Annotated in this window: 18 protein-coding genes; 11 read left to right on the top strand and 7 right to left on the bottom strand. The window is 56.6% G+C overall.

Annotated features, from left to right (window positions below; all coding sequences use genetic code 11):
* Window positions 1-28: 28 nt before the first annotated feature.
* The 3 genes from AC2FAJ_RS05465 to AC2FAJ_RS05455 are packed head-to-tail and all read right to left on the bottom strand — an operon-like array spanning window position 29 to window position 1,858.
* The gene (locus tag AC2FAJ_RS05465) at window positions 29-424 is read right to left on the bottom strand and encodes an MAPEG family protein (protein ID WP_028013630.1); all 396 of its coding nucleotides are present in this window, start codon (window positions 422-424) and stop codon (window positions 29-31) included.
* A 52-nt stretch (window positions 425-476) separates the two neighbouring features.
* On the bottom strand, window positions 477-1,295 hold the full coding sequence (locus AC2FAJ_RS05460; RefSeq protein ID WP_041909441.1) for a DUF72 domain-containing protein: 819 nt from the start codon (window positions 1,293-1,295) through the stop codon (window positions 477-479).
* Window positions 1,292-1,858: a hydrolase gene (locus AC2FAJ_RS05455; RefSeq protein WP_041909443.1), complete on the bottom strand. Its 567-nt coding sequence runs from the start codon at window positions 1,856-1,858 to the stop codon at window positions 1,292-1,294. The genes AC2FAJ_RS05460 and AC2FAJ_RS05455 overlap by 4 nt, the downstream gene beginning before the upstream one ends.
* A gap of 264 nt (window positions 1,859-2,122) precedes the next feature.
* Here AC2FAJ_RS05455 and aspS point away from each other — a divergent pair, with 264 nt between their 5' ends.
* The 6 genes from aspS to ruvB all read left to right on the top strand — a co-directional run bounded on the left by aspS (window position 2,123) and on the right by ruvB (window position 7,378).
* Window positions 2,123-3,895, top strand: coding sequence for an aspartate--tRNA ligase (gene aspS, locus AC2FAJ_RS05450; protein WP_041909445.1), 1,773 nt, complete (start codon window positions 2,123-2,125; stop codon window positions 3,893-3,895).
* Between the two features lies 1 nt (window position 3,896).
* On the top strand, window positions 3,897-4,340 hold the full coding sequence (gene nudB / locus AC2FAJ_RS05445) for a dihydroneopterin triphosphate diphosphatase (protein ID WP_041909447.1): 444 nt from the start codon (window positions 3,897-3,899) through the stop codon (window positions 4,338-4,340).
* Window positions 4,341-4,367: 27 nt separating this feature from the next.
* A complete protein-coding gene (locus tag AC2FAJ_RS05440; RefSeq protein WP_003859747.1) occupies window positions 4,368-5,108 on the top strand; it encodes a YebC/PmpR family DNA-binding transcriptional regulator in 741 nt (246 codons plus the stop codon).
* 34 nt (window positions 5,109-5,142) lie between these two features.
* Complete coding sequence (ruvC, locus tag AC2FAJ_RS05435) at window positions 5,143-5,664, top strand: crossover junction endodeoxyribonuclease RuvC (RefSeq protein WP_003859749.1); 522 nt, start codon at window positions 5,143-5,145, stop codon at window positions 5,662-5,664.
* An 80-nt stretch (window positions 5,665-5,744) separates the two neighbouring features.
* Entirely contained in the window at window positions 5,745-6,359 is a 615-nt protein-coding gene (ruvA, locus tag AC2FAJ_RS05430) for a Holliday junction branch migration protein RuvA (protein WP_028013624.1), read from the top strand.
* 8 nt (window positions 6,360-6,367) lie between these two features.
* On the top strand, window positions 6,368-7,378 hold the full coding sequence (gene ruvB, locus AC2FAJ_RS05425; protein WP_028013623.1) for a Holliday junction branch migration DNA helicase RuvB: 1,011 nt from the start codon (window positions 6,368-6,370) through the stop codon (window positions 7,376-7,378).
* Between the two features lie 52 nt (window positions 7,379-7,430).
* Here ruvB and znuB read toward each other — a convergent pair whose 3' ends face one another.
* The gene (gene znuB / locus AC2FAJ_RS05420; RefSeq protein ID WP_041909449.1) at window positions 7,431-8,216 is read right to left on the bottom strand and encodes a zinc ABC transporter permease subunit ZnuB; all 786 of its coding nucleotides are present in this window, start codon (window positions 8,214-8,216) and stop codon (window positions 7,431-7,433) included.
* Window positions 8,213-8,968 (bottom strand): zinc ABC transporter ATP-binding protein ZnuC, encoded by a 756-nt coding sequence (gene znuC / locus AC2FAJ_RS05415; protein ID WP_028013621.1) that lies wholly within the window; start codon window positions 8,966-8,968, stop codon window positions 8,213-8,215. The genes znuB and znuC overlap by 4 nt, the downstream gene beginning before the upstream one ends.
* A gap of 77 nt (window positions 8,969-9,045) precedes the next feature.
* Here znuC and znuA point away from each other — a divergent pair, with 77 nt between their 5' ends.
* The 3 genes from znuA to lpxM all read left to right on the top strand — a co-directional run bounded on the left by znuA (window position 9,046) and on the right by lpxM (window position 12,417).
* Window positions 9,046-9,990 (top strand): zinc ABC transporter substrate-binding protein ZnuA, encoded by a 945-nt coding sequence (znuA, locus tag AC2FAJ_RS05410; protein WP_041911996.1) that lies wholly within the window; start codon window positions 9,046-9,048, stop codon window positions 9,988-9,990.
* A gap of 15 nt (window positions 9,991-10,005) precedes the next feature.
* Window positions 10,006-11,325, top strand: coding sequence for a murein DD-endopeptidase MepM (gene mepM / locus AC2FAJ_RS05405; protein WP_028013619.1), 1,320 nt, complete (start codon window positions 10,006-10,008; stop codon window positions 11,323-11,325).
* Between the two features lie 120 nt (window positions 11,326-11,445).
* Window positions 11,446-12,417: a lauroyl-Kdo(2)-lipid IV(A) myristoyltransferase gene (gene lpxM / locus AC2FAJ_RS05400; RefSeq protein ID WP_028013618.1), complete on the top strand. Its 972-nt coding sequence runs from the start codon at window positions 11,446-11,448 to the stop codon at window positions 12,415-12,417.
* Window positions 12,418-12,465: 48 nt separating this feature from the next.
* On the opposite strand, the gene pyk is transcribed toward lpxM, so the two are convergent.
* Entirely contained in the window at window positions 12,466-13,908 is a 1,443-nt protein-coding gene (gene pyk, locus AC2FAJ_RS05395; protein ID WP_028013616.1) for a pyruvate kinase, read from the bottom strand.
* 139 nt (window positions 13,909-14,047) lie between these two features.
* Window positions 14,048-14,917, bottom strand: a complete 870-nt coding sequence (locus AC2FAJ_RS05390) for a MurR/RpiR family transcriptional regulator (RefSeq protein WP_041909454.1) — start codon at window positions 14,915-14,917, stop codon at window positions 14,048-14,050.
* A gap of 358 nt (window positions 14,918-15,275) precedes the next feature.
* Between AC2FAJ_RS05390 and zwf the strand changes: the two genes are divergently transcribed.
* Both zwf and edd read left to right on the top strand, forming a co-directional pair.
* A complete protein-coding gene (gene zwf, locus AC2FAJ_RS05385; RefSeq protein WP_028013613.1) occupies window positions 15,276-16,751 on the top strand; it encodes a glucose-6-phosphate dehydrogenase in 1,476 nt (491 codons plus the stop codon).
* Between the two features lie 234 nt (window positions 16,752-16,985).
* On the top strand, window positions 16,986-18,797 hold the full coding sequence (edd, locus tag AC2FAJ_RS05380) for a phosphogluconate dehydratase (RefSeq protein ID WP_485453905.1): 1,812 nt from the start codon (window positions 16,986-16,988) through the stop codon (window positions 18,795-18,797).

Genomic DNA, 18,797 nt, shown 5'->3' with positions numbered 1-18,797 from the left:
CGGGAAAAATAAAGTGGCGTATTGTGCGCTAATGAAGGGAGAAAACCAACTCCCACGGCATATACCACAGGTTAGCCAGCACCATCAGCAAAAGCGAACACCAGGTCGCGCTCATGCCGGAACGACGCCAGCGGAATAAACGGTGGTGAAAGCCGTAATAATGCATTAACCGGCCAGCAATAAGCATCAGGCCACAAATATGCACCATCCAGGTTTCCGCGCCATTCATCTCCATAAACAGCAGCAGGATGAGAGCAACGGGAATGTATTCCACCGCATTACCGTGAATGCGAATAGCGCTTTGCAGTTCGGAGAAACCGCCGTCGCCGTAAGAGACGCGGTACTGCATCCTGAGGCGCACAACATCAAATGAAAATTTAATCAGCAGTAACGCACCTAACACCGCATACAGCGCGCTGACCATACTAACTCCCTGTTTTTTGGCAGATGGCACTTCACTATGATAGGGGGTGATATCAGAAAAGAGAAGATTGTTGTGGGATGGAAGGGACGCTGCCCACGGACGGCACCGCGGCCTGCAAGGCCTGCCACAGAGCATCGACCAGTTCGGGCGCCTGAGCAATATCCGGCGTGTGCAAAAAGAGGTACGGCGTGGTGGCTTGCTCCCAGCTCGCGAGTTTTTGCAGCCAGACGGCGAACATCGCCTGATTTTGCTGCATATTGTCGCTGCCGATGAACCTGACCATCGGGTTCTGTGCGGTCACGATGGCGTGGACCGGCACTTTCGGTTTTTTACGCTGAGCATCAACGATGGCCTCGTTATGCGGTACCGCGCTGTGCACCGGACGACTGTCGAGGATCACCCGGTTAACGGAACGATCCAGCAGGCCCCGGTTGAGCGCTTTTTCGGCTTCGCCTTTCGCAAAGAAGTCCTGGTGTCGGACTTCCACGCCGTAGGTGAATTCGCGGGGCAGGGCATCCAGGAACTGCCACAGGGCGGGCAAATCGCGCGGGCCAAACGTGGCGGGAAGCTGGAGCCAGTATTGTCCAATTCGGTTCGCCAGCGGCGACATGCGCGTGAAAAATTCTTCCGTTAAGTCCCCGCAGTTGCGCAGCGCGGCCTGGTGGGAAATGGTCGCCGGAAACTTAAAGCAGAAACGGAAATCGTCCGTTGTTTGCTCCCGCCAGCGTTCGACTATCTCGGCTTTGGGCAGCGCATACAGCGTGGTGTTACCCTCGACGCAGTTAAAGTGTCGGGCATACTCTTCAAGGCTGGTAATGCCCAGGCGCACCCATTTCGGGTGCGACCACTGGGGCAGGCCCACGTACATCATAGCGCGCTTAAAATCTCATCCGTGCTGCGCACGCGTCCGATGCGCGGGAAGATATGGGTCATGCTGCCCTGATGCTGTTCCGCGGAAGCCGCGCTGCAGGCATCTTCAGCAATTACCAGATTAAAGCCCAGCTCCCAGGCGTTACGGGCTGTCGATTCCACGCCGATGTTGGTGGATATGCCGCACAGAATAATGGTGTCGATACCGCGGCGGCGAAGCTGCAGCTCAAGGTCGGTCCCGTAGAACGCGCCCCACTGGCGTTTAGTTACTTCGATATCGCTGTCGCGTTTGCCCAGCGACACCGGGTACGTCCACCAGTTTTCCGGCAGGGCATGTGCGGGCGCCTGGGCATCAACGGGCTGTTTTAACGCCTCGGCGAAATCAGCGGACCAGCCGACGCGTACCATGACCACAGGGGCACCGCTGGCGCGGCACTTCTCGGCCAGGCGAGCGGTGCGGCTGACGACTTCATCCGCTGCGTGTGGGCCACCGGCGAAGGGCAGGATCCCTTCCTGTAAATCAATCACAACAAGCGCGGTTTTGCGGGCATCAAGTGTTAACATCGTCACTCCAGGTAAATTAATCACTTCCGTAACACCTTACGACGTGATGACCTGTTATCGGTCGGATAATTTTGTTAATTTTTGTGAGAATGCGCAATAAGAGTGCAGCAAACGACCGTCTGGCGGTGGTTCGCTCTTATCGTCCGGCGGAATTTCCAGTATAATAGCCGCCTTTTTTCATCCAGTTGTGACATACAGAAAGCTGCGACATAGTAGCCTGCATACCAGGCGACATTTAGCCTGCGGCTAATTAAGGGATATCTCATGCGTACAGAATATTGCGGGCAGCTGCGTCAGTCCCACGTCGGACAGCAGGTCACCCTGTGTGGTTGGGTCAACCGTCGTCGTGATCTTGGTAGCCTTATCTTCATCGATATGCGCGACCGTGAAGGTATCGTTCAGGTGTTCTTCGACCCGGATCGCGCAGATGCGCTGAAGCTGGCCTCTGAGCTGCGTAATGAGTTCTGCATTCAGGTCACCGGCACCGTGCGTGCGCGTGACGAGAAAAACGTTAACGCAGACATGGCGACGGGCGCTATCGAAGTGCTGGCGTCCGATCTGGTTATCATCAACCGTGCCGAAGCGCTGCCGCTGGACTCCAACCACGTCAACACTGAAGAAGCGCGTCTGAAATACCGCTACCTGGATCTGCGTCGTCCGGAAATGGCACAGCGCCTGAAAACCCGTGCGAAAATCACCAGCCTGGTGCGTCGCTTTATGGATGACCACGGTTTCCTCGATATTGAAACCCCGATGCTGACCAAAGCGACGCCGGAAGGCGCGCGCGATTACCTGGTGCCATCCCGCGTCCACAAAGGCAAATTCTACGCGCTGCCGCAGTCACCGCAGCTGTTCAAACAGCTGCTGATGATGTCCGGCTTCGACCGCTATTATCAAATCGTTAAGTGCTTCCGCGACGAAGACCTGCGCGCTGACCGTCAGCCAGAATTTACCCAGATCGATGTGGAAACTTCCTTCATGACCGCCGAACAGGTGCGTGAAGTGATGGAAGCCCTGGTGCGTAGCCTGTGGAACGACGTGAAGGGCGTTGAGCTGGGCGATTTCCCGATCATGACCTTCGCCGAAGCGGAACGTCGCTACGGCTCCGACAAACCAGACCTGCGTAACCCGATGGAGCTGGTGGACGTGGCTGACCTGGTGAAATCCGTTGAGTTCGCGGTATTCGCGGGACCGGCTAACGATCCGAAAGGCCGCGTGGCTGCCCTGCGCGTACCGGGCGGCGCGGCGCTGAGCCGTAAGCAGATTGATGACTACGGCAACTTTATTAAGATCTACGGCGCGAAAGGTCTGGCCTATATTAAAGTGACCGAGCGTGCGAAAGGTCTGGAAGGGATCACCAGCCCGGTGGCGAAATTCCTGAACGCGGACATCGTGGGTGCGATCCTTGAGCGCACCGGTGCGCAGGACGGCGACATGATCTTCTTCGGCGCAGACAACAAGAAAGTCGTTGCGGATGCGATGGGCGCGCTGCGTCTGAAGCTCGGCAAAGACCTGAACCTGACCGATGAAAGCAAATGGGCGCCACTGTGGGTTATCGACTTCCCGATGTTTGAAGACGACGGTGAAGGCGGCCTGACCGCGATGCACCACCCGTTCACCTCGCCAAAAGAGATGACGGCGGCAGAGCTGAAAGCGGCGCCGGAAGAGGCAGTGGCAAACGCTTATGACATGGTTATCAACGGCTATGAAGTGGGCGGCGGCTCCGTGCGTATTCACAGCGGTGAAATGCAGCAGACCGTGTTCGGCATTCTGGGTATTAACGAGCAGGAGCAGCGCGAGAAGTTTGGCTTCCTGCTGGACGCCCTGAAGTACGGCACGCCGCCGCATGCGGGTCTGGCCTTCGGTCTCGACCGTCTGACCATGCTGCTGACCGGCACCGATAACATTCGTGACGTTATCGCCTTCCCGAAAACCACTGCCGCAGCGTGTCTGATGACCGAAGCGCCAAGCTTTGCCAACCCGGCAGCGCTGGCCGAGCTGGGCATTGAAGTGGTGAAGAAGGAAGAGAAAAACTGATATGGCATATAAGCTTCCCGTTTCTGTCCTGGTGGTCATTTATGCAGAAGACACGAAGCGGGTGCTGATGTTGCAGCGGCGCGATGACCCTGAATTCTGGCAGTCGGTTACCGGCAGCCTGGAAGAGGGGGAGACCGCGCCGCAGGCCGCCGCGCGTGAAGTAAAGGAAGAGGTCACCATTGACGTTGCTCATGAGCAACTGACCCTGAAGGACTGTCAGCGCACGGTGGAGTTTGAAATTTTTAGCCATTTACGTCATCGCTATGCGCCGGGCATTGAGCGCAACACGGAGTCGTGGTTCTGTCTCGCGCTCCCCCATGAGCGGGAGATCGTGTTTACCGAACACCTGAACTACCGCTGGGTGAACGCGGCGGATGCCGCCGCACTGACCAAGTCGTGGAGCAACCGGCAGGCGATTGAAGAATTTGTAATTAACGCGGCCTGAGAAGGCGCGATTTTTGGAGAACTTTTTATGGCAGGTCATAGTAAGTGGGCCAACACCAAACACCGTAAAGCGGCACAGGATGCCAAGCGCGGTAAGATCTTTACCAAAATCATTCGCGAGCTGGTGACAGCAGCGCGTCTGGGCGGCGGCGACCCGGCTTCTAACCCACGCCTGCGCGCGGCGGTAGATAAAGCGCTGTCTAACAACATGACGCGTGACACCCTGAACCGTGCTATCGCACGCGGCGTGGGCGGTGATGAAGACGCGAACATGGAAACCATCATTTATGAAGGTTACGGCCCTGGCGGTACTGCGGTGATGGTTGAATGCCTGTCCGACAACCGTAACCGTACCGTTGCGGAAGTGCGCCACGCGTTCACCAAAACCGGTGGTAACCTGGGCACTGACGGCTCCGTAGCTTACCTGTTCAGCAAAAAAGGCGTCATCTCTTTCGAGAAAGGCGACGAAGATGCGATCATGGAAGCGGCGCTGGAAGCGGGTGCGGAAGACGTGGTGACCTACGATGATGGTGCCATTGACGTCTACACCGCGTGGGAAGAGATGGGTGCCGTGCGCGATGCGCTGGAAGCGGCGGGCCTGAAAGCGGACAACGCTGAAGTCTCCATGATCCCGTCCACCAAAGCGGATATGGATGCAGAAACCGCACCGAAACTGCTGCGTCTGATCGACATGCTCGAAGACTGCGACGACGTGCAGGAAGTGTACCACAACGGTGAAATCTCTGATGAGGTTGCAGCGACTCTCTGATGAGAGCCTGTAAACCATTTACGGGAGACGCGTGATGTCGATTATCCTCGGGATTGACCCCGGCTCGCGCGTCACCGGGTATGGCGTTATCCGTCAGGTGGGACGCCAGCTAACCTACCTCGGCAGTGGATGCATTCGCACCAAAGTGGACGATCTGCCGTCGCGCCTCAAGCTTATTTATGCGGGCGTATCGGAGATCATCACCCAGTTTCAGCCAGACTATTTCGCCATTGAGCAGGTCTTTATGGCGAAGAACGCGGATTCGGCGCTTAAGCTCGGTCAGGCGCGTGGGGTGGCCATCGTGGCTGCGGTGAACCAGGATCTGCCGGTGTTCGAATACGCCGCGCGTCAGGTTAAGCAGACGGTGGTGGGCATCGGTAGCGCGGAGAAGAGCCAGGTGCAGCACATGGTGCGCACCCTGCTGAAGCTTCCCGCGAACCCGCAGGCCGACGCCGCCGATGCGCTGGCGATTGCGATTACCCACTGCCACGTCAGCCAGAACGCGATGCAAATGAGCGAGTCGCGGCTCAATCTGGCGCGAGGCAGGTTACGATAATCAGAAATCAGGCTGGATAAACATCCAGCCTTTTTTTATTATGTCGGCAGTTAATTTCTCCCAGAACGCAGGAGCGTCACGTGATAGGCAGACTCAGAGGCATCATCATTGAAAAACAACCCCCGTTAGTGCTGCTGGAAGTGGGTGGCGTGGGCTATGAAGTCCATATGCCGATGACCTGTTTCTACGAGCTGCCGGACGCGGGCAAAGAGGCGATTGTCTTTACCCAGTTTGTGGTGCGTGAAGACGCTCAGCTGCTGTACGGCTTTAACAACAAGCAGGAACGCACCCTGTTTCGCGAGCTGATTAAAACCAACGGTGTGGGGCCTAAGCTGGCGCTGGCGATTTTGTCCGGCATGTCCGCTCCGCAGTTTGTGAATGCCGTTGAGCGTGAAGATCCCGCGGCGCTGGTTAAGCTTCCGGGCATTGGTAAGAAAACCGCAGAGCGTCTGATTGTTGAGATGAAAGACCGCTTTAAAGGTCTGCACGGCGATCTGTTCACTCCGGCTGCCGATTTGGTTCTGACTGCTCCGGGTGCGCCTGCCTCTGATGATGACGCCGAGCAGGAAGCGGTTGCCGCGCTGGTGGCGCTGGGCTATAAACCTCAGGAGGCCAGCCGGATGGTGAGCAAAATTGCCAAACCGGACGCCAGCAGTGAAACTCTGATTCGTGAAGCGCTGCGCGCTGCATTGTGAGGTAAAGGATGATTGAAGCAGACCGCCTGGTATCGGCAGGCACCCTTCAGGCAGAAGACGTGGTGGATCGTGCGATCCGCCCGAAGCTGCTTGATGAGTACATCGGCCAGCCGCAGGTACGTTCCCAGATGGAGATTTTCATCCAGGCGGCAAAGCTGCGCGGCGATGCGCTCGATCACCTGCTGATTTTTGGCCCGCCGGGGTTAGGGAAAACTACCCTGGCGAATATCGTCGCCAATGAAATGGGCGTCAACCTGCGTACCACCTCCGGCCCGGTGCTGGAGAAAGCGGGCGATTTGGCGGCGATGCTGACCAACCTTGAACCGCATGATGTGCTGTTTATCGACGAGATCCACCGCCTGTCACCGGTGGTGGAGGAAGTGCTCTATCCGGCGATGGAAGATTACCAGCTGGATATCATGATCGGCGAAGGCCCGGCCGCGCGCTCCATCAAAATCGATCTGCCGCCGTTTACCCTGATTGGCGCCACGACCCGCGCCGGGTCGTTGACCTCTCCGCTGCGCGACCGCTTTGGCATCGTTCAGCGTCTGGAGTTTTATCAGGTACCCGATCTTCAGCATATCGTGGGGCGCAGCGCGCGCTACATGGGGCTGGATATGAGCGAAGAGGGGGCATATGAAGTGGCGAAGCGTTCCCGCGGTACGCCGCGTATTGCCAACCGCCTGCTGCGCCGCGTGCGTGACTTTGCTGAAGTGAAGCACGATGGTTCGATTTCCGCCGAGATCGCCGCCCAGGCGCTGGATATGCTGAACGTCGATGCTGAAGGCTTTGACTATATGGACCGCAAACTGCTGCTGGCGGTGCTGGACAAGTTCTTTGGCGGGCCGGTCGGGCTGGATAACCTGGCGGCGGCAATTGGCGAAGAGCGTGAGACTATCGAAGATGTGCTGGAGCCGTATCTGATCCAGCAGGGCTTCTTACAGCGTACCCCACGTGGTCGTATGGCGACGGTGCGGGCGTGGAATCATTTCGGTATTACGCCGCCCGCGATGCCGTAAGTAGCAATAAATTGTAGCCCCGGTAAGCGAAGCGCCACCGGGGACATGCTCACTACTGCGCGGTCTTTTTCATCATACTGAAAACAAACAACACCGCCGCGCTCAAGACCACCGACGGTCCGGCTGGCGTGTCATAAAACGCCGAAAAGGTTAACCCGCCCGTGACGGCGATCATCCCGATAACCACCGCGATACCGGCCATTTGCTCTGGCGTACGTGCAAAACGGCGCGCCGTGGCGGCAGGGATAATCAGCAGCGACGTGATGATCAGTGCCCCGACAAACTTCATCGCCACGCCAATCGTTAACGCCGTAACCAGCATCAGTAGCAGCTTCACGCGCTGCAGCTTCACGCCGTCGACGAAGGCTAAATCCGGGCTGACGGTCATTGCCAGTAAATTCCGCCACTGCCACAGCAGAATACCCAGTACCACCACCACGCCAATGGCGATCGCGATGAGATCGTCAGGCGTTACGGCCAGCAGATCGCCGAACAGGTAGGCCATCAGGTCAACGCGGATATTTGACATCAGGCTAACAACGACCAGACCCAGCGACAGCGCGCTGTGCGCCATGATGCCAAGCAGCGTATCAATCGCGAGGTGAGGACGCTTCTCCAGCCAGACCAGACCGGCCGCCAGCAGCAGCGTGACCACAATCACCGCGTAAAAGGGATTCACATCCAGCAGCAAACCAAAGGCAACGCCCAGCAGCGACGCATGCGCCAGGGTATCACCGAAGTAAGACATTCTGCGCCACACCACAAACGAGCCGAGTGGGCCTGCGGCGCAGGCAAGCATAACCCCGGCCAGCCAGCCGGGCAGTAACAGTTCAATCATGAGTGTCCATTTCCCCGACGCAGAACGATTCGTCCCTGCAAATCATGGCGGTGATTATGATGATGGCGATAAATGCCAAGCTGTTCAGCGCCGCGAGGGCCGAACATGGAGATAAATTCCGGGTGCATTGAGACCACTTCAGGCGTGCCGGAACAGCAAATGTGATGGTTGAGACACAGCACTTCGTCGGTTTTCGCCATCACCAGATGCAGGTCATGGGAGACCATCAGCACGGCGCAGTTCAGTTCGCGGCGCAGCTGGTCGATCAAATCATAAAGCGCGACCTGACCATTGACGTCCACGCCCTGGGTTGGCTCATCCAGCACCAGCAGCTGCGGGCTGCTCAGCAGCGCACGGGCCAGCAAAACGCGCTGCGTCTCACCGCCGGACAGCTTCTGCAACGGCGCATCGATAAGGTGGCCCGCCTGCACGCGCTTCAGCGCCGGGAGAATATCGGCTTTTCGCGTGCCGGGACGCAGACGCAGAAAACGATTTACCGTCAGCGGCAGGGTGGCGTCCAGATGTAATTTTTGCGGCACATAGCCGATCCGCAATTTTTCCTCACGCGTAATTACACCTTCATCCGGTGTAACCAGACCCAGCACCACGCGCACCAGAGTGGATTTACCTGCGCCATTGGGGCCGAGCAGCGTCAGAATTTTTCCGGGCTTGAGATCCAGCGATACGTCAGAGAGGACGCGGCGCTGGCCAAAGGAGACCGAAATATTGTCGAGAGAAACCAGAGTCGTCATGTCAATTTAAGCTTGAAGAAGTCAACGAATGTTATAATATCACATTCCACGCATTCACTACGATGATTAGTCGCATTATGTTACATAAAAATACGCTTCTTTTCGCAGCATTATCCGCTGCCCTTTGGGGAACAACCGCACAAGATGTTAACGCTGCCGTTGTTGCTTCGCTTAAACCGCTTGGATTCATCGCGTCGGCCATTGCCGATGGGGTAACGGAAACCCAGGTTCTGCTCCCTGACGGGGCCTCAGAGCATGACTATTCTCTGCGTCCGTCTGATGTAAAACGCTTACAAAACGCAGACTTAGTTGTCTGGATTGGTCCGGAGATGGAAGCATTCATGCAGAAATCCGCCAAACAGGTTGCTGATGAAAAACAGGTCGCGATTTCCGGGCTTTCCGGCGTGAAACCGTTGCTCATGAAAGGGGCGGATGATGACGGTGACGAACATGACCATCACGCTGCAGAGGGTGAAAAAGGTGATGGAGATCACCATCACGGCGAGTACAACATGCATCTCTGGCTATCCCCAGAGATAGCGCGGCTTTCAGCGGTTGCAATCCATGACAAATTAGTGGAACTTATGCCGCAAAGTCGAGCCAAACTAGACGCCAACCTGAAGGATTTTGAGGCACAATTAGCCGCAACCGATAAGCAGGTAGGTAATGAGCTCGCACCGTTGAAAGGAAAAGGGTATTTCGTTTTTCATGACGCCTACGGCTACTACGAAAAACACTACGGCCTGACCCCGCTTGGGCACTTTACCGTCAACCCTGAAATTCAACCTGGTGCGCAGCGTTTACATGAAATCAGAACACAGTTGGTTGAGCAGAAAGCGACATGCGTTTTTGCTGAGCCACAGTTCAGGCCAGCGGTCGTAGAAGCCGTGGCCAGGGGAACATCCGTGCGCATGGGAACCCTTGACCCGCTAGGTACGAATATCCAGTTGAGCAAAGCGAGCTATTCGCAGTTCCTCAGCCAACTGGCGAACCAGTATGCGAGCTGCCTGAAAGGAGATTAACGAGGAAGTGAATACGTGCAACAGATAGCCCGCTCTGTCGCCCTGGCATTTAACAATCTGCCTCGACCCCACCGCGTTATGCTGGGGTCGCTTACAGTTCTCACCCTAGCGGTCGCCGTCTGGCGGCCCTATGTTTACCACCCGAGTTCTGCCCCTATCATTAAAACCATCGAGCTTGAAAAGAGCGAGATCCGCTCTTTGCTGCCTGAAGCCAGCGAGCCTATCGACCAGGCCGCTCAGGAAGATGAAGCTATCCCTCAGGATGAACTGGACGATAAAACCGAGAACGAAGCGGGGATCCACGAATACGTTGTCTCTACCGGTGACACGCTGAGCAGCGTGCTCAACCAGTACGGTATCGACATGGGCAATATCAGCCAGCTGGCCGCTGCGGATAAAGACCTGCGTAACCTGAAAATCGGGCAACAGCTCTCCTGGACATTAACGGCGGATGGCGATCTTCAGCGTTTGACCTGGGAAATGTCCCGCCGCGAAACCCGTACCTATGACCGCACTGCAAACGGTTTCAAAATGACCAGTGAAATGCAGAAAGGCGACTGGGTTAACAGCGTGATGAAAGGTACCGTGGGCGGAAGCTTTGTTTCCAGCGCCCGTGATGCGGGCCTGACCAGCGGTGAAATCAGCGCGGTGATCAAAGCCATGCAGTGGCAGATGGATTTCCGTAAGCTGAAGAAAGGCGATGAGTTTTCCGTCCTGATGTCCCGCGAAATGCTGGACGGCAAGCGCGAGCAGAGCCAGCTGCTGGGGGTGCGTCTGCGCTCCGAGGGAAAAGATTACTACGCCATTCGCGCTGAAGATGGCAAGTTCTATGACCGCAGCGGTACGGGCCTTGCGAAAGGCTTCCTGCGTTTCCCGACGGCGAAACAGTTCCGCGTCTCCTCTAACTTTAACCCGCGTCGTCTGAACCCGGTTACCGGGCGCGTTGCGCCTCACCGCGGGGTAGACTTCGCGATGCCGCAGGGCACGCCGGTGCTGTCCGTTGGCGATGGCGAAGTAGTGATGGCAAAACGCAGCGGTGCTGCGGGCTATTACGTGGCTATCCGTCACGGTCGTACCTATACCACCCGCTATATGCACCTGCGCAAGCTGCTGGTCAAACCGGGGCAGAAAGTGAAACGCGGCGACCGTATCGCGCTCTCCGGCAACACCGGACGCTCTACTGGCCCGCATCTGCACTATGAAGTGTGGATCAACCAGCAGGCCGTGAACCCGCTGACGGCCAAACTGCCGCGCACCGAAGGCCTGACAGGTAAAGATCGTTCCGATTACCTGGCGCAGGCGAGAGAGGTGATACCGCAGCTGAGCTTAAACTAAGCTCTCTGTTTTGTGAAAAAAGCCGGTGTCAGCATGCGCCGGCTTTTTCTTTTGTGCGTGGGCGACTGCCTCGCTACACTATCTGAATAATTTTTTGCGTCACCAGACCCTGGAACCAGCATGGAAACAAAAAAAAATAATATTGAATACATTCCTGAGTTTGAAAAATCCTTTCGACATCCGCGCAACTGGGGCGCCTGGCTGGGGGTTTACACCTTTGCGGGCATCGCTATGCTGCCTGCCGCGCTGCGCGATCCCGTACTGGGAAAAATTGGCCGTCTGGCCGGACGCTTAGGTAAAAGCGCGCGTCGTCGTGCGCAGATCAACCTCTATTACTGTTTTCCTGAAAAAAGCGATGCCGAGCGCGAGGCCATCATCGACGCGATGTATACCACCGCACCGCAGGCCATGGCGATGATGGCGGAGCTGGCGCTGAAAGGACCGGAAAAAATCATCGACCGCGTTGACTGGAAAGGGCTGGAAATCATCGACGAAATGCGTCGCAATGATGAGAAGGTCATTTTCCTCGTGCCGCACGGCTGGGGCGTGGATATCCCGGCAATGCTGATGGCTTCCCAGGGGCAGAAAATGGCGGCGATGTTCCATAACCAGGGCAATAAAATCTACGATTTTGTCTGGAATACGGTACGTCGTCGTTTTGGCGGACGTTTGCATGCGCGTAACGACGGCATCAAGCCGTTTATTCAGTCGGTACGTCAGGGGTACTGGGGCTACTATCTGCCGGACCAGGACCACGGACCCGAGCACAGCGAGTTTGTCGACTTCTTTGCGACCTATAAAGCCACGCTCCCCGCGATTGGGCGTCTGATGAAGGTCTGCCGTGCCCGCGTGATCCCGCTCTTTCCGGTTTACGACGGTAAAACGCATCGTCTGAGCATTGAAGTCCGTCCGCCGATGGACGACCTGCTGACTGCGGACGATCGCACCATCGCGCGCCGCATGAACGAAGAGGTGGAGCTGCTGGTGGGGCCGCATACCGAACAGTACACGTGGATACTGAAGCTGCTGAAAACGCGGAAGCCGGGAGAGACGGAGCCCTATAAGCGTAAAGAGCTTTACCCGAGGAAATAGAAAACCTTCACCTTGTCCCTCTCCCCTTAGGGGAGAGGGGATCGGATCTTACTCTACAGTCAGTACGCGCGTGGTATTGGTTGAGCCGATGGTGCTCATCACGTCACCCTGCGTCACGATGACGATATCACCAGACACCAGGTAACCTTTATCGCGCAGCAGGTTTACGGCATCGTGCGCCGCGGCTACGCCGTCATTGGTGCTGTCGAAGTGTACCGGGGTAACACCGCGGTACAGCGCCGTCAGGTTCAGCGTACGCTCGTGGCGTGACATGGCGAAAATCGGCAGGCCGGAGCTGATGCGAGAGGTCATCAGCGCGGTGCGGCCAGATTCGGTCATGGTGATGATCGCCGTAACGCCTTTCAGATGGTTGGCCGCATACATGGCGGACATCGCAATCGCTTCTTCCACATTGTCGAACTGGATATCCAGGCGGTGCTTGGAGACGTTAATGCTTGGGATCTTCTCCGCGCCCAGGCAGACGCGCGCCATTGCGGCCACGGTTTCTGCCGGATACTGGCCCGCCGCAGTTTCCGCTGACAGCATCACCGCATCGGTACCGTCCAGCACGGCGTTAGCGACGTCCATGACTTCCGCACGGGTTGGCATTGGGTTAGTGATCATGGATTCCATCATCTGGGTGGCGGTGATCACCGCGCGGTTCAGCTGACGTGCGCGACGAATCAGCGCTTTCTGGATACCGACCAGTTCAGGGTCGCCGATTTCCACGCCCAGATCGCCACGGGCAACCATCACCACGTCAGAGGCGAGGATCACATCGTCCATCGCATCCTGATCGCACACGGCTTCCGCGCGTTCAACCTTAGCGACGATTTTGGCATCACAGCCTGCGTCACGGGCCAGGCGGCGCGCATAGTTCAGATCTTCGCCACAGCGTGGGAAGGAGACCGCCAGATAGTCAACGCCGATCTGGGCCGCCGTTACGATATCCGCTTTGTCTTTGTCGGTCAGGGCTTCCGCAGAGAGGCCGCCGCCCAGTTTGTTGATGCCTTTATTGTTGGAGAGCGGGCCGCCGACGGTGACTTCAGTGAACACTTTCATCCCCTGAACTTCCAGCACCTTCAGCTGGACGCGACCGTCGTCGAGCAGCAGGATATCGCCAGGGACCACATCAGCCGGCAGGCCTTTATAGTCGATCCCGACTTTCTCTTTATCGCCTTCGCCTTTGCCGAGGTTGGCATCCAGCAGGAATTTGTCGCCGATATTGAGGAAAACTTTACCTTCTTTAAAGGTTGATACACGAATTTTTGGACCCTGCAGGTCGCCGAGGATAGCGACGTGGCGGCCCAGCTTAGCGGCGATCTCACGCACTTTATCGGCACGCAATTTATGGTCTTCTGGCGTACCGTGAGAGAAGTTCATACGTACCACGTTGGCGCCAGCGGCGATAATCTTTTCGAGGTTATTATCGCGATCGGTGGCCGGGCCTAAGGTGGTGACGATCTTGGTTCTGCGAAGCCTTCTGGACATGTAATACTCCGTTGACTGAAACAACTTTGGTGTTGCGTGAACATTGAATCGGCCTTCATCTACCGCAAGGCAGCAAAGAGGGGGCCGAATGCCGAAAATCGTTACATCTAATTATGGGTTACGTCTTCGTTATCTACTTTCAGGGAACATCGCTCTTTATAAGCAATTCTTTATCAAAACGCGATTCCTTCAGCGCTTCCTTGACTCGCTTCAAGTTATCTCGGAATTTTGCGCCCCGGCGTAAGGTAAATCCGGTCGCCAGTACGTCGATTACCGTGAGCTGCGCCAGACGAGACACCATTGGCATATACATGTCGGTATCCTCAGGCACGTCCAGGGTAATGGCGAGAGTCGCCTCCCGCGCCAGCGGCGTGCCGGCGGTGGTGAGGGCGATTACCATGGCATCGTTTTCACGGGCCAGCTGCGCCAGCTCAACCTGGCTTTTGGTGCGGCCAGTGTGCGAAATCAGTACCACGACGTCATCCTCACTGCAATTCATACAGCTCATGCGTTGCAGCACAATGTCATCGGAATAAATAACCGGCACGTTAAAGCGGAAGAATTTATTCATGGCGTCGTGCGCCACGGCGGCTGACGAGCCAAGACCGAAGAACGCAATGCGTTTGGCCTGGGTGAGTAAATCCACCGCGCGGTTTACTGAACTCATATCCAGACTTTGACGAACGTGATCGAGCGTGGCCATGGCCGACTCAAATATTTTTGCCGTATAGGCATCTACGCTGTCGTCTTCATCCACATTACGATTAACATAGGGGGTGCCGTTTGCCAGACTTTGTGCCAGATGCAGTTTAAAATCAGGAAAGCCGCGCGTTTCCAGGCTGCGGCAGAACCGGTTGACCGTCGGTTCACTGACGCCCGCTTCCTGAGCCAGAGCGGCGATGCTTGAATGAATCGCCTGACCGGGCGCGGCCAGAATGACTTCAGCCACTTTTCGCTCGGATTTGCTAAGGTGTTCCAGTTGATACTGGATTTTTTCAAGCATGTTCATTGTTAACAAGGCGCTCATGGGGGTGGAAACGATTTCACTCATTGATGAAATCTTGATTCGATTAGCCGATATTACCCCTGTGGCTTCCCTAAAGGGTAACAGTCGACAAGATAATGTTGTTGTTTTTTTTCATTACTTGATCGATGTCGGGTTTTGCTATGACCCTGTTGCGCAAATTATCGACGGCTGTTGCGTCATTACGTCGCCATAATCGGCTGAATGGCGAAAAATCGCCGTATCGCACGAGACGATAAGCGCTAATGGTTTCGGGAATGACGTAAAAGCAGTACAGTGCATTGTAATAAAATTACAACGATACCTGGCAGAAGCACCAGGTGATCCAACTGAGGAGAATGACATGGCGGTAACGCAAACAGCCCAGGCATGTGACCTGGTCATTTTCGGCGCGAAAGGCGATCTTGCACGCCGGAAATTGCTGCCTTCCCTGTATCAACTGGAGAAAGCGGGCCAAATTCATCCGGATACGCGTATCCTGGGTGTTGGGCGCGCCGACTGGGACAAGGACGCTTATACCAAAGTCGTCCGCGAGGCGCTCGAAACTTTCATGAAGGAAAAAATTGATGAAAGTTTGTGGGATACCCTCAGCGGTCGTCTCGATTTCTGCAACCTGGACGTTAATGACGTCAGCGCGTTTTCCCGCCTGGGTGCCATGCTGGATCAGAAAAACCGTGTCACCATTAACTATTTCGCCATGCCGCCAAGCACCTTTGGCGCCATCTGCAAAGGTTTGGGCGAAGCCAAACTGAACGCCAAGCCGGCGCGCGTGGTGATGGAAAAGCCGCTGGGGACGTCGCTGGCTACCTCCCGTGAAATCAACGACCAGGTGGGCGAGTTCTTTGAAGAGTGCCAGGTCTACCGTATCGACCACTATCTCGGTAAAGAGACGGTACTGAACCTGCTGGCGCTGCGTTTCGCTAACTCCCTGTTTGTGAATAACTGGGACAACCGTACCATTGACCACGTGGAAATTACCGTGGCGGAAGAGGTGGGGATTGAAGGTCGCTGGGGTTACTTTGACCAGGCCGGCCAGATGCGCGACATGATCCAGAACCACCTGCTGCAAATTCTGTGCATGATTGCCATGTCTCCACCGTCTGACCTGACGGCTGACAGCATCCGCGATGCCAAAGTGAAAGTGCTGAAGTCGCTGCGCCGCATCGACCGCTCCAACGTGCGCGAGAAAACCGTTCGCGGCCAGTACACTGCCGGGTTTGCGCAAGGTAAAAAAGTGCCAGGCTACCTGGAAGAAGAGGGCGCGAACAAGTCCAGCAATACCGAGACGTTTGTGGCCATCCGCGTGGATATCGACGACTGGCGCTGGGCGGGCGTGCCGTTCTACCTGCGCACCGGTAAGCGTCTGCCGACGAAGTGTTCCGAAGTGGTTGTCTACTTTAAGAACCCGGAACTGAACCTGTTCAAAGAGTCCTGGCAGGAGCTGCCGCAGAACAAGCTGACCATCCGTCTGCAGCCGGACGAAGGGGTGGATATCCAGATCCTCAACAAAGTGCCGGGCCTGGATCATAAGCACAACCTGCAGACCACCAAGCTGGATCTGAGCTACTCCGAAACCTTCAACCAGACGCACCTTGCGGATGCTTACGAGCGTCTGCTGCTGGAAACCATGCGCGGTATCCAGGCGCTGTTCGTGCGTCGCGACGAAGTGGAAGAGGCGTGGAAATGGGTCGATTCCATCACCGAAGCCTGGGCTGCCGATCAGGATGCGCCAAAACCGTATCAGGCGGGTACCTGGGGGCCTGTGGCGTCGGTGGCGATGATCACCCGCGATGGCCGCTCCTGGAACGAGTTTGAGTAGGATAATCCACTAGCCCGAAAGTGTTATTTTACCGGTAACATGATCTAACACAGTTAGTGGCACAATTTTTATACTTTTAAGCTCCGCGTGGATTCACCCGCGGGGCTTTTTTTATTACACTGCCGGAAGTGATTTTGCCCCTGAGCTCCGGACAGCAAGCGTTTCAGCGTTGTTAACAACCGCCAGCGACTTTGTAAACTCCCGAGCCCGGACAGATAAATTAAAGGAGCTTTTATGAATCCTGTAATGTTACGCGTAACACAACGCATTATCGAGCGCTCGAAAGAGACCCGTTCGGCCTACCTCGCCCGCATTGAACAGGCGAAAAGCAACACCGTTCACCGCTCCCAGCTGGCCTGCGGTAACCTGGCCCACGGCTTCGCCGCCTGCCAGCCCGATGACAAAGCCTCCCTGAAAAGCATGTTGCGTAACAATATCGCTATCATCACGTCTTATAACGATATGCTCTCCGCGCACCAGCCGTATGAGGTCTATCCCAACATCATTCGTAAAGCGCTGCACAGCGTGAACGCGGTGGGGCAGGTGGCGGGGGGCGTCCCGGCCATGTGCGACGGCGTGACGCAGGGGCAGGATGGTATGGAGCTGTCGCTGCTGAGCCGCGAAGTGATTGCGATGTCTGCGGCTGTGGGCCTGTCACACAACATGTTTGATGGTGCGCTGTATCTCGGCGTGTGCGACAAAATCGTCCCGGGCCTGGTGATGGCAGCGCTGTCGTTTGGTCATCTGCCAGCGATTTTCGTGCCGTCCGGCCCGATGGCCAGCGGTCTGCCGAATAAAGAAAAAGTGCGTATCCGCCAGCTGTATGCGGAAGGCAAAGCCGATCGTCAGGCGCTGCTGGAAGCCGAAGCCGCGTCCTACCATGCGCCGGGCACCTGTACGTTCTACGGCACGGCCAACACCAACCAGATGGTGGTGGAGTTTATGGGGATGCAGCTTCCGGGCTCGTCCTTCATCCAGCCGGACGCGCCGCTGCGCCAGGCGCTGACCGAGGCCGCGGCCCGTCAGGTGACGCGCCTGACAGGAAACGGCAATGAATGGATGCCGATGGGCAAAATGGTCGACGAAAAAGTGATCGTCAACGGTATCGTCGCCCTGCTGGCGACCGGCGGTTCAACTAACCACACCATGCACCTGGTGGCCATGGCGCGCGCGGCGGGTATCCTGATTAACTGGGATGACTTCTCCGACATCTCCTCCGTGGTACCGCTGATGGCGCGTCTGTACCCGAACGGTCCGGCGGACATCAACCACTTCCAGGCTGCGGGCGGTGTGCCGCTGCTGATGCGCGAGCTGCTGAAAGGCGGTCTGCTGCATGAAGACGTGAACACCGTAGCCGGATTTGGTCTGCAGCGCTACACCCAGGAGCCGTGGCTGAACAACGGCGAGCTGGACTGGCGCGACGGGGCAACCGCGTCTCTTGATCCGCAGGTGATTGCCACTATCGACAAACCGTTCTCCCACCACGGCGGTACCAAAGTGCTGAGCGGCAACCTTGGCCGCGCGGTGATGAAAACCTCTGCCGTGCCGGAAGAGAACCAGGTTATCGAGGCCCCGGCGGTAGTGTTTGAAAGCCAGCACGACGTGTTGCCTGCCTTCGACGCCGGTCTGCTGGATAAAGACTGCGTGGTGGTCGTGCGTCATCAGGGGCCAAAAGCGAACGGCATGCCAGAATTACATAAACTTATGCCACCACTTGGTGTATTATTGGACCGCCGTTTCAAAATTGCGTTAGTGACCGATGGCCGCCTGTCAGGCGCATCCGGCAAAGTGCCTTCCGCCATCCACGTCACGCCTGAAGCCTACGACGGCGGCTTGCTGGCGAAAGTGCGCGACGGCGACATGATCCGCGTGAACGGCCAGACTGGCGAGTTAACCCTGCTGGTGGATGACGCGGAGCTGGCGGCACGTCAGCCTCATATTCCTGACCTGAGCGCATCGCGCGTGGGAACCGGACGCGAAATGTTCAGCGCGCTGCGTGAGAAGCTCTCCGGTGCGGAGCAGGGCGCAACCTGTATTACGTTTTAA

The organism is Enterobacter cloacae complex sp. 385G4 (genome assembly GCF_057320665.1).
This window is presented reverse-complemented; position numbering and strand designations above follow the sequence as displayed.

Excerpts from the sequence above, each read along its gene's own strand:
- AC2FAJ_RS05465 (WP_028013630.1), bottom strand. The coding sequence starts at position 424 with ATGGTCAGCGCGCTGTATGCGGTGTTAGGTGCGTTACTGCTGATTAAA.
- AC2FAJ_RS05460 (WP_041909441.1), bottom strand. The coding sequence starts at position 1,295 with ATGATGTACGTGGGCCTGCCCCAGTGGTCGCACCCGAAATGGGTGCGC.
- AC2FAJ_RS05455 (WP_041909443.1), bottom strand. The coding sequence starts at position 1,858 with ATGTTAACACTTGATGCCCGCAAAACCGCGCTTGTTGTGATTGATTTA.
- aspS (WP_041909445.1), top strand. The coding sequence starts at position 2,123 with ATGCGTACAGAATATTGCGGGCAGCTGCGTCAGTCCCACGTCGGACAG.
- nudB (WP_041909447.1), top strand. The coding sequence starts at position 3,897 with ATGGCATATAAGCTTCCCGTTTCTGTCCTGGTGGTCATTTATGCAGAA.
- AC2FAJ_RS05440 (WP_003859747.1), top strand. The coding sequence starts at position 4,368 with ATGGCAGGTCATAGTAAGTGGGCCAACACCAAACACCGTAAAGCGGCA.
- ruvC (WP_003859749.1), top strand. The coding sequence starts at position 5,143 with ATGTCGATTATCCTCGGGATTGACCCCGGCTCGCGCGTCACCGGGTAT.
- ruvB (WP_028013623.1), top strand. The coding sequence starts at position 6,368 with ATGATTGAAGCAGACCGCCTGGTATCGGCAGGCACCCTTCAGGCAGAA.
- znuB (WP_041909449.1), bottom strand. The coding sequence starts at position 8,216 with ATGATTGAACTGTTACTGCCCGGCTGGCTGGCCGGGGTTATGCTTGCC.
- znuC (WP_028013621.1), bottom strand. The coding sequence starts at position 8,968 with ATGACGACTCTGGTTTCTCTCGACAATATTTCGGTCTCCTTTGGCCAG.
- znuA (WP_041911996.1), top strand. The coding sequence starts at position 9,046 with ATGTTACATAAAAATACGCTTCTTTTCGCAGCATTATCCGCTGCCCTT.
- lpxM (WP_028013618.1), top strand. The coding sequence starts at position 11,446 with ATGGAAACAAAAAAAAATAATATTGAATACATTCCTGAGTTTGAAAAA.
- pyk (WP_028013616.1), bottom strand. The coding sequence starts at position 13,908 with ATGTCCAGAAGGCTTCGCAGAACCAAGATCGTCACCACCTTAGGCCCG.
- AC2FAJ_RS05390 (WP_041909454.1), bottom strand. The coding sequence starts at position 14,917 with ATGAACATGCTTGAAAAAATCCAGTATCAACTGGAACACCTTAGCAAA.
- zwf (WP_028013613.1), top strand. The coding sequence starts at position 15,276 with ATGGCGGTAACGCAAACAGCCCAGGCATGTGACCTGGTCATTTTCGGC.
- edd (WP_485453905.1), top strand. The coding sequence starts at position 16,986 with ATGAATCCTGTAATGTTACGCGTAACACAACGCATTATCGAGCGCTCG.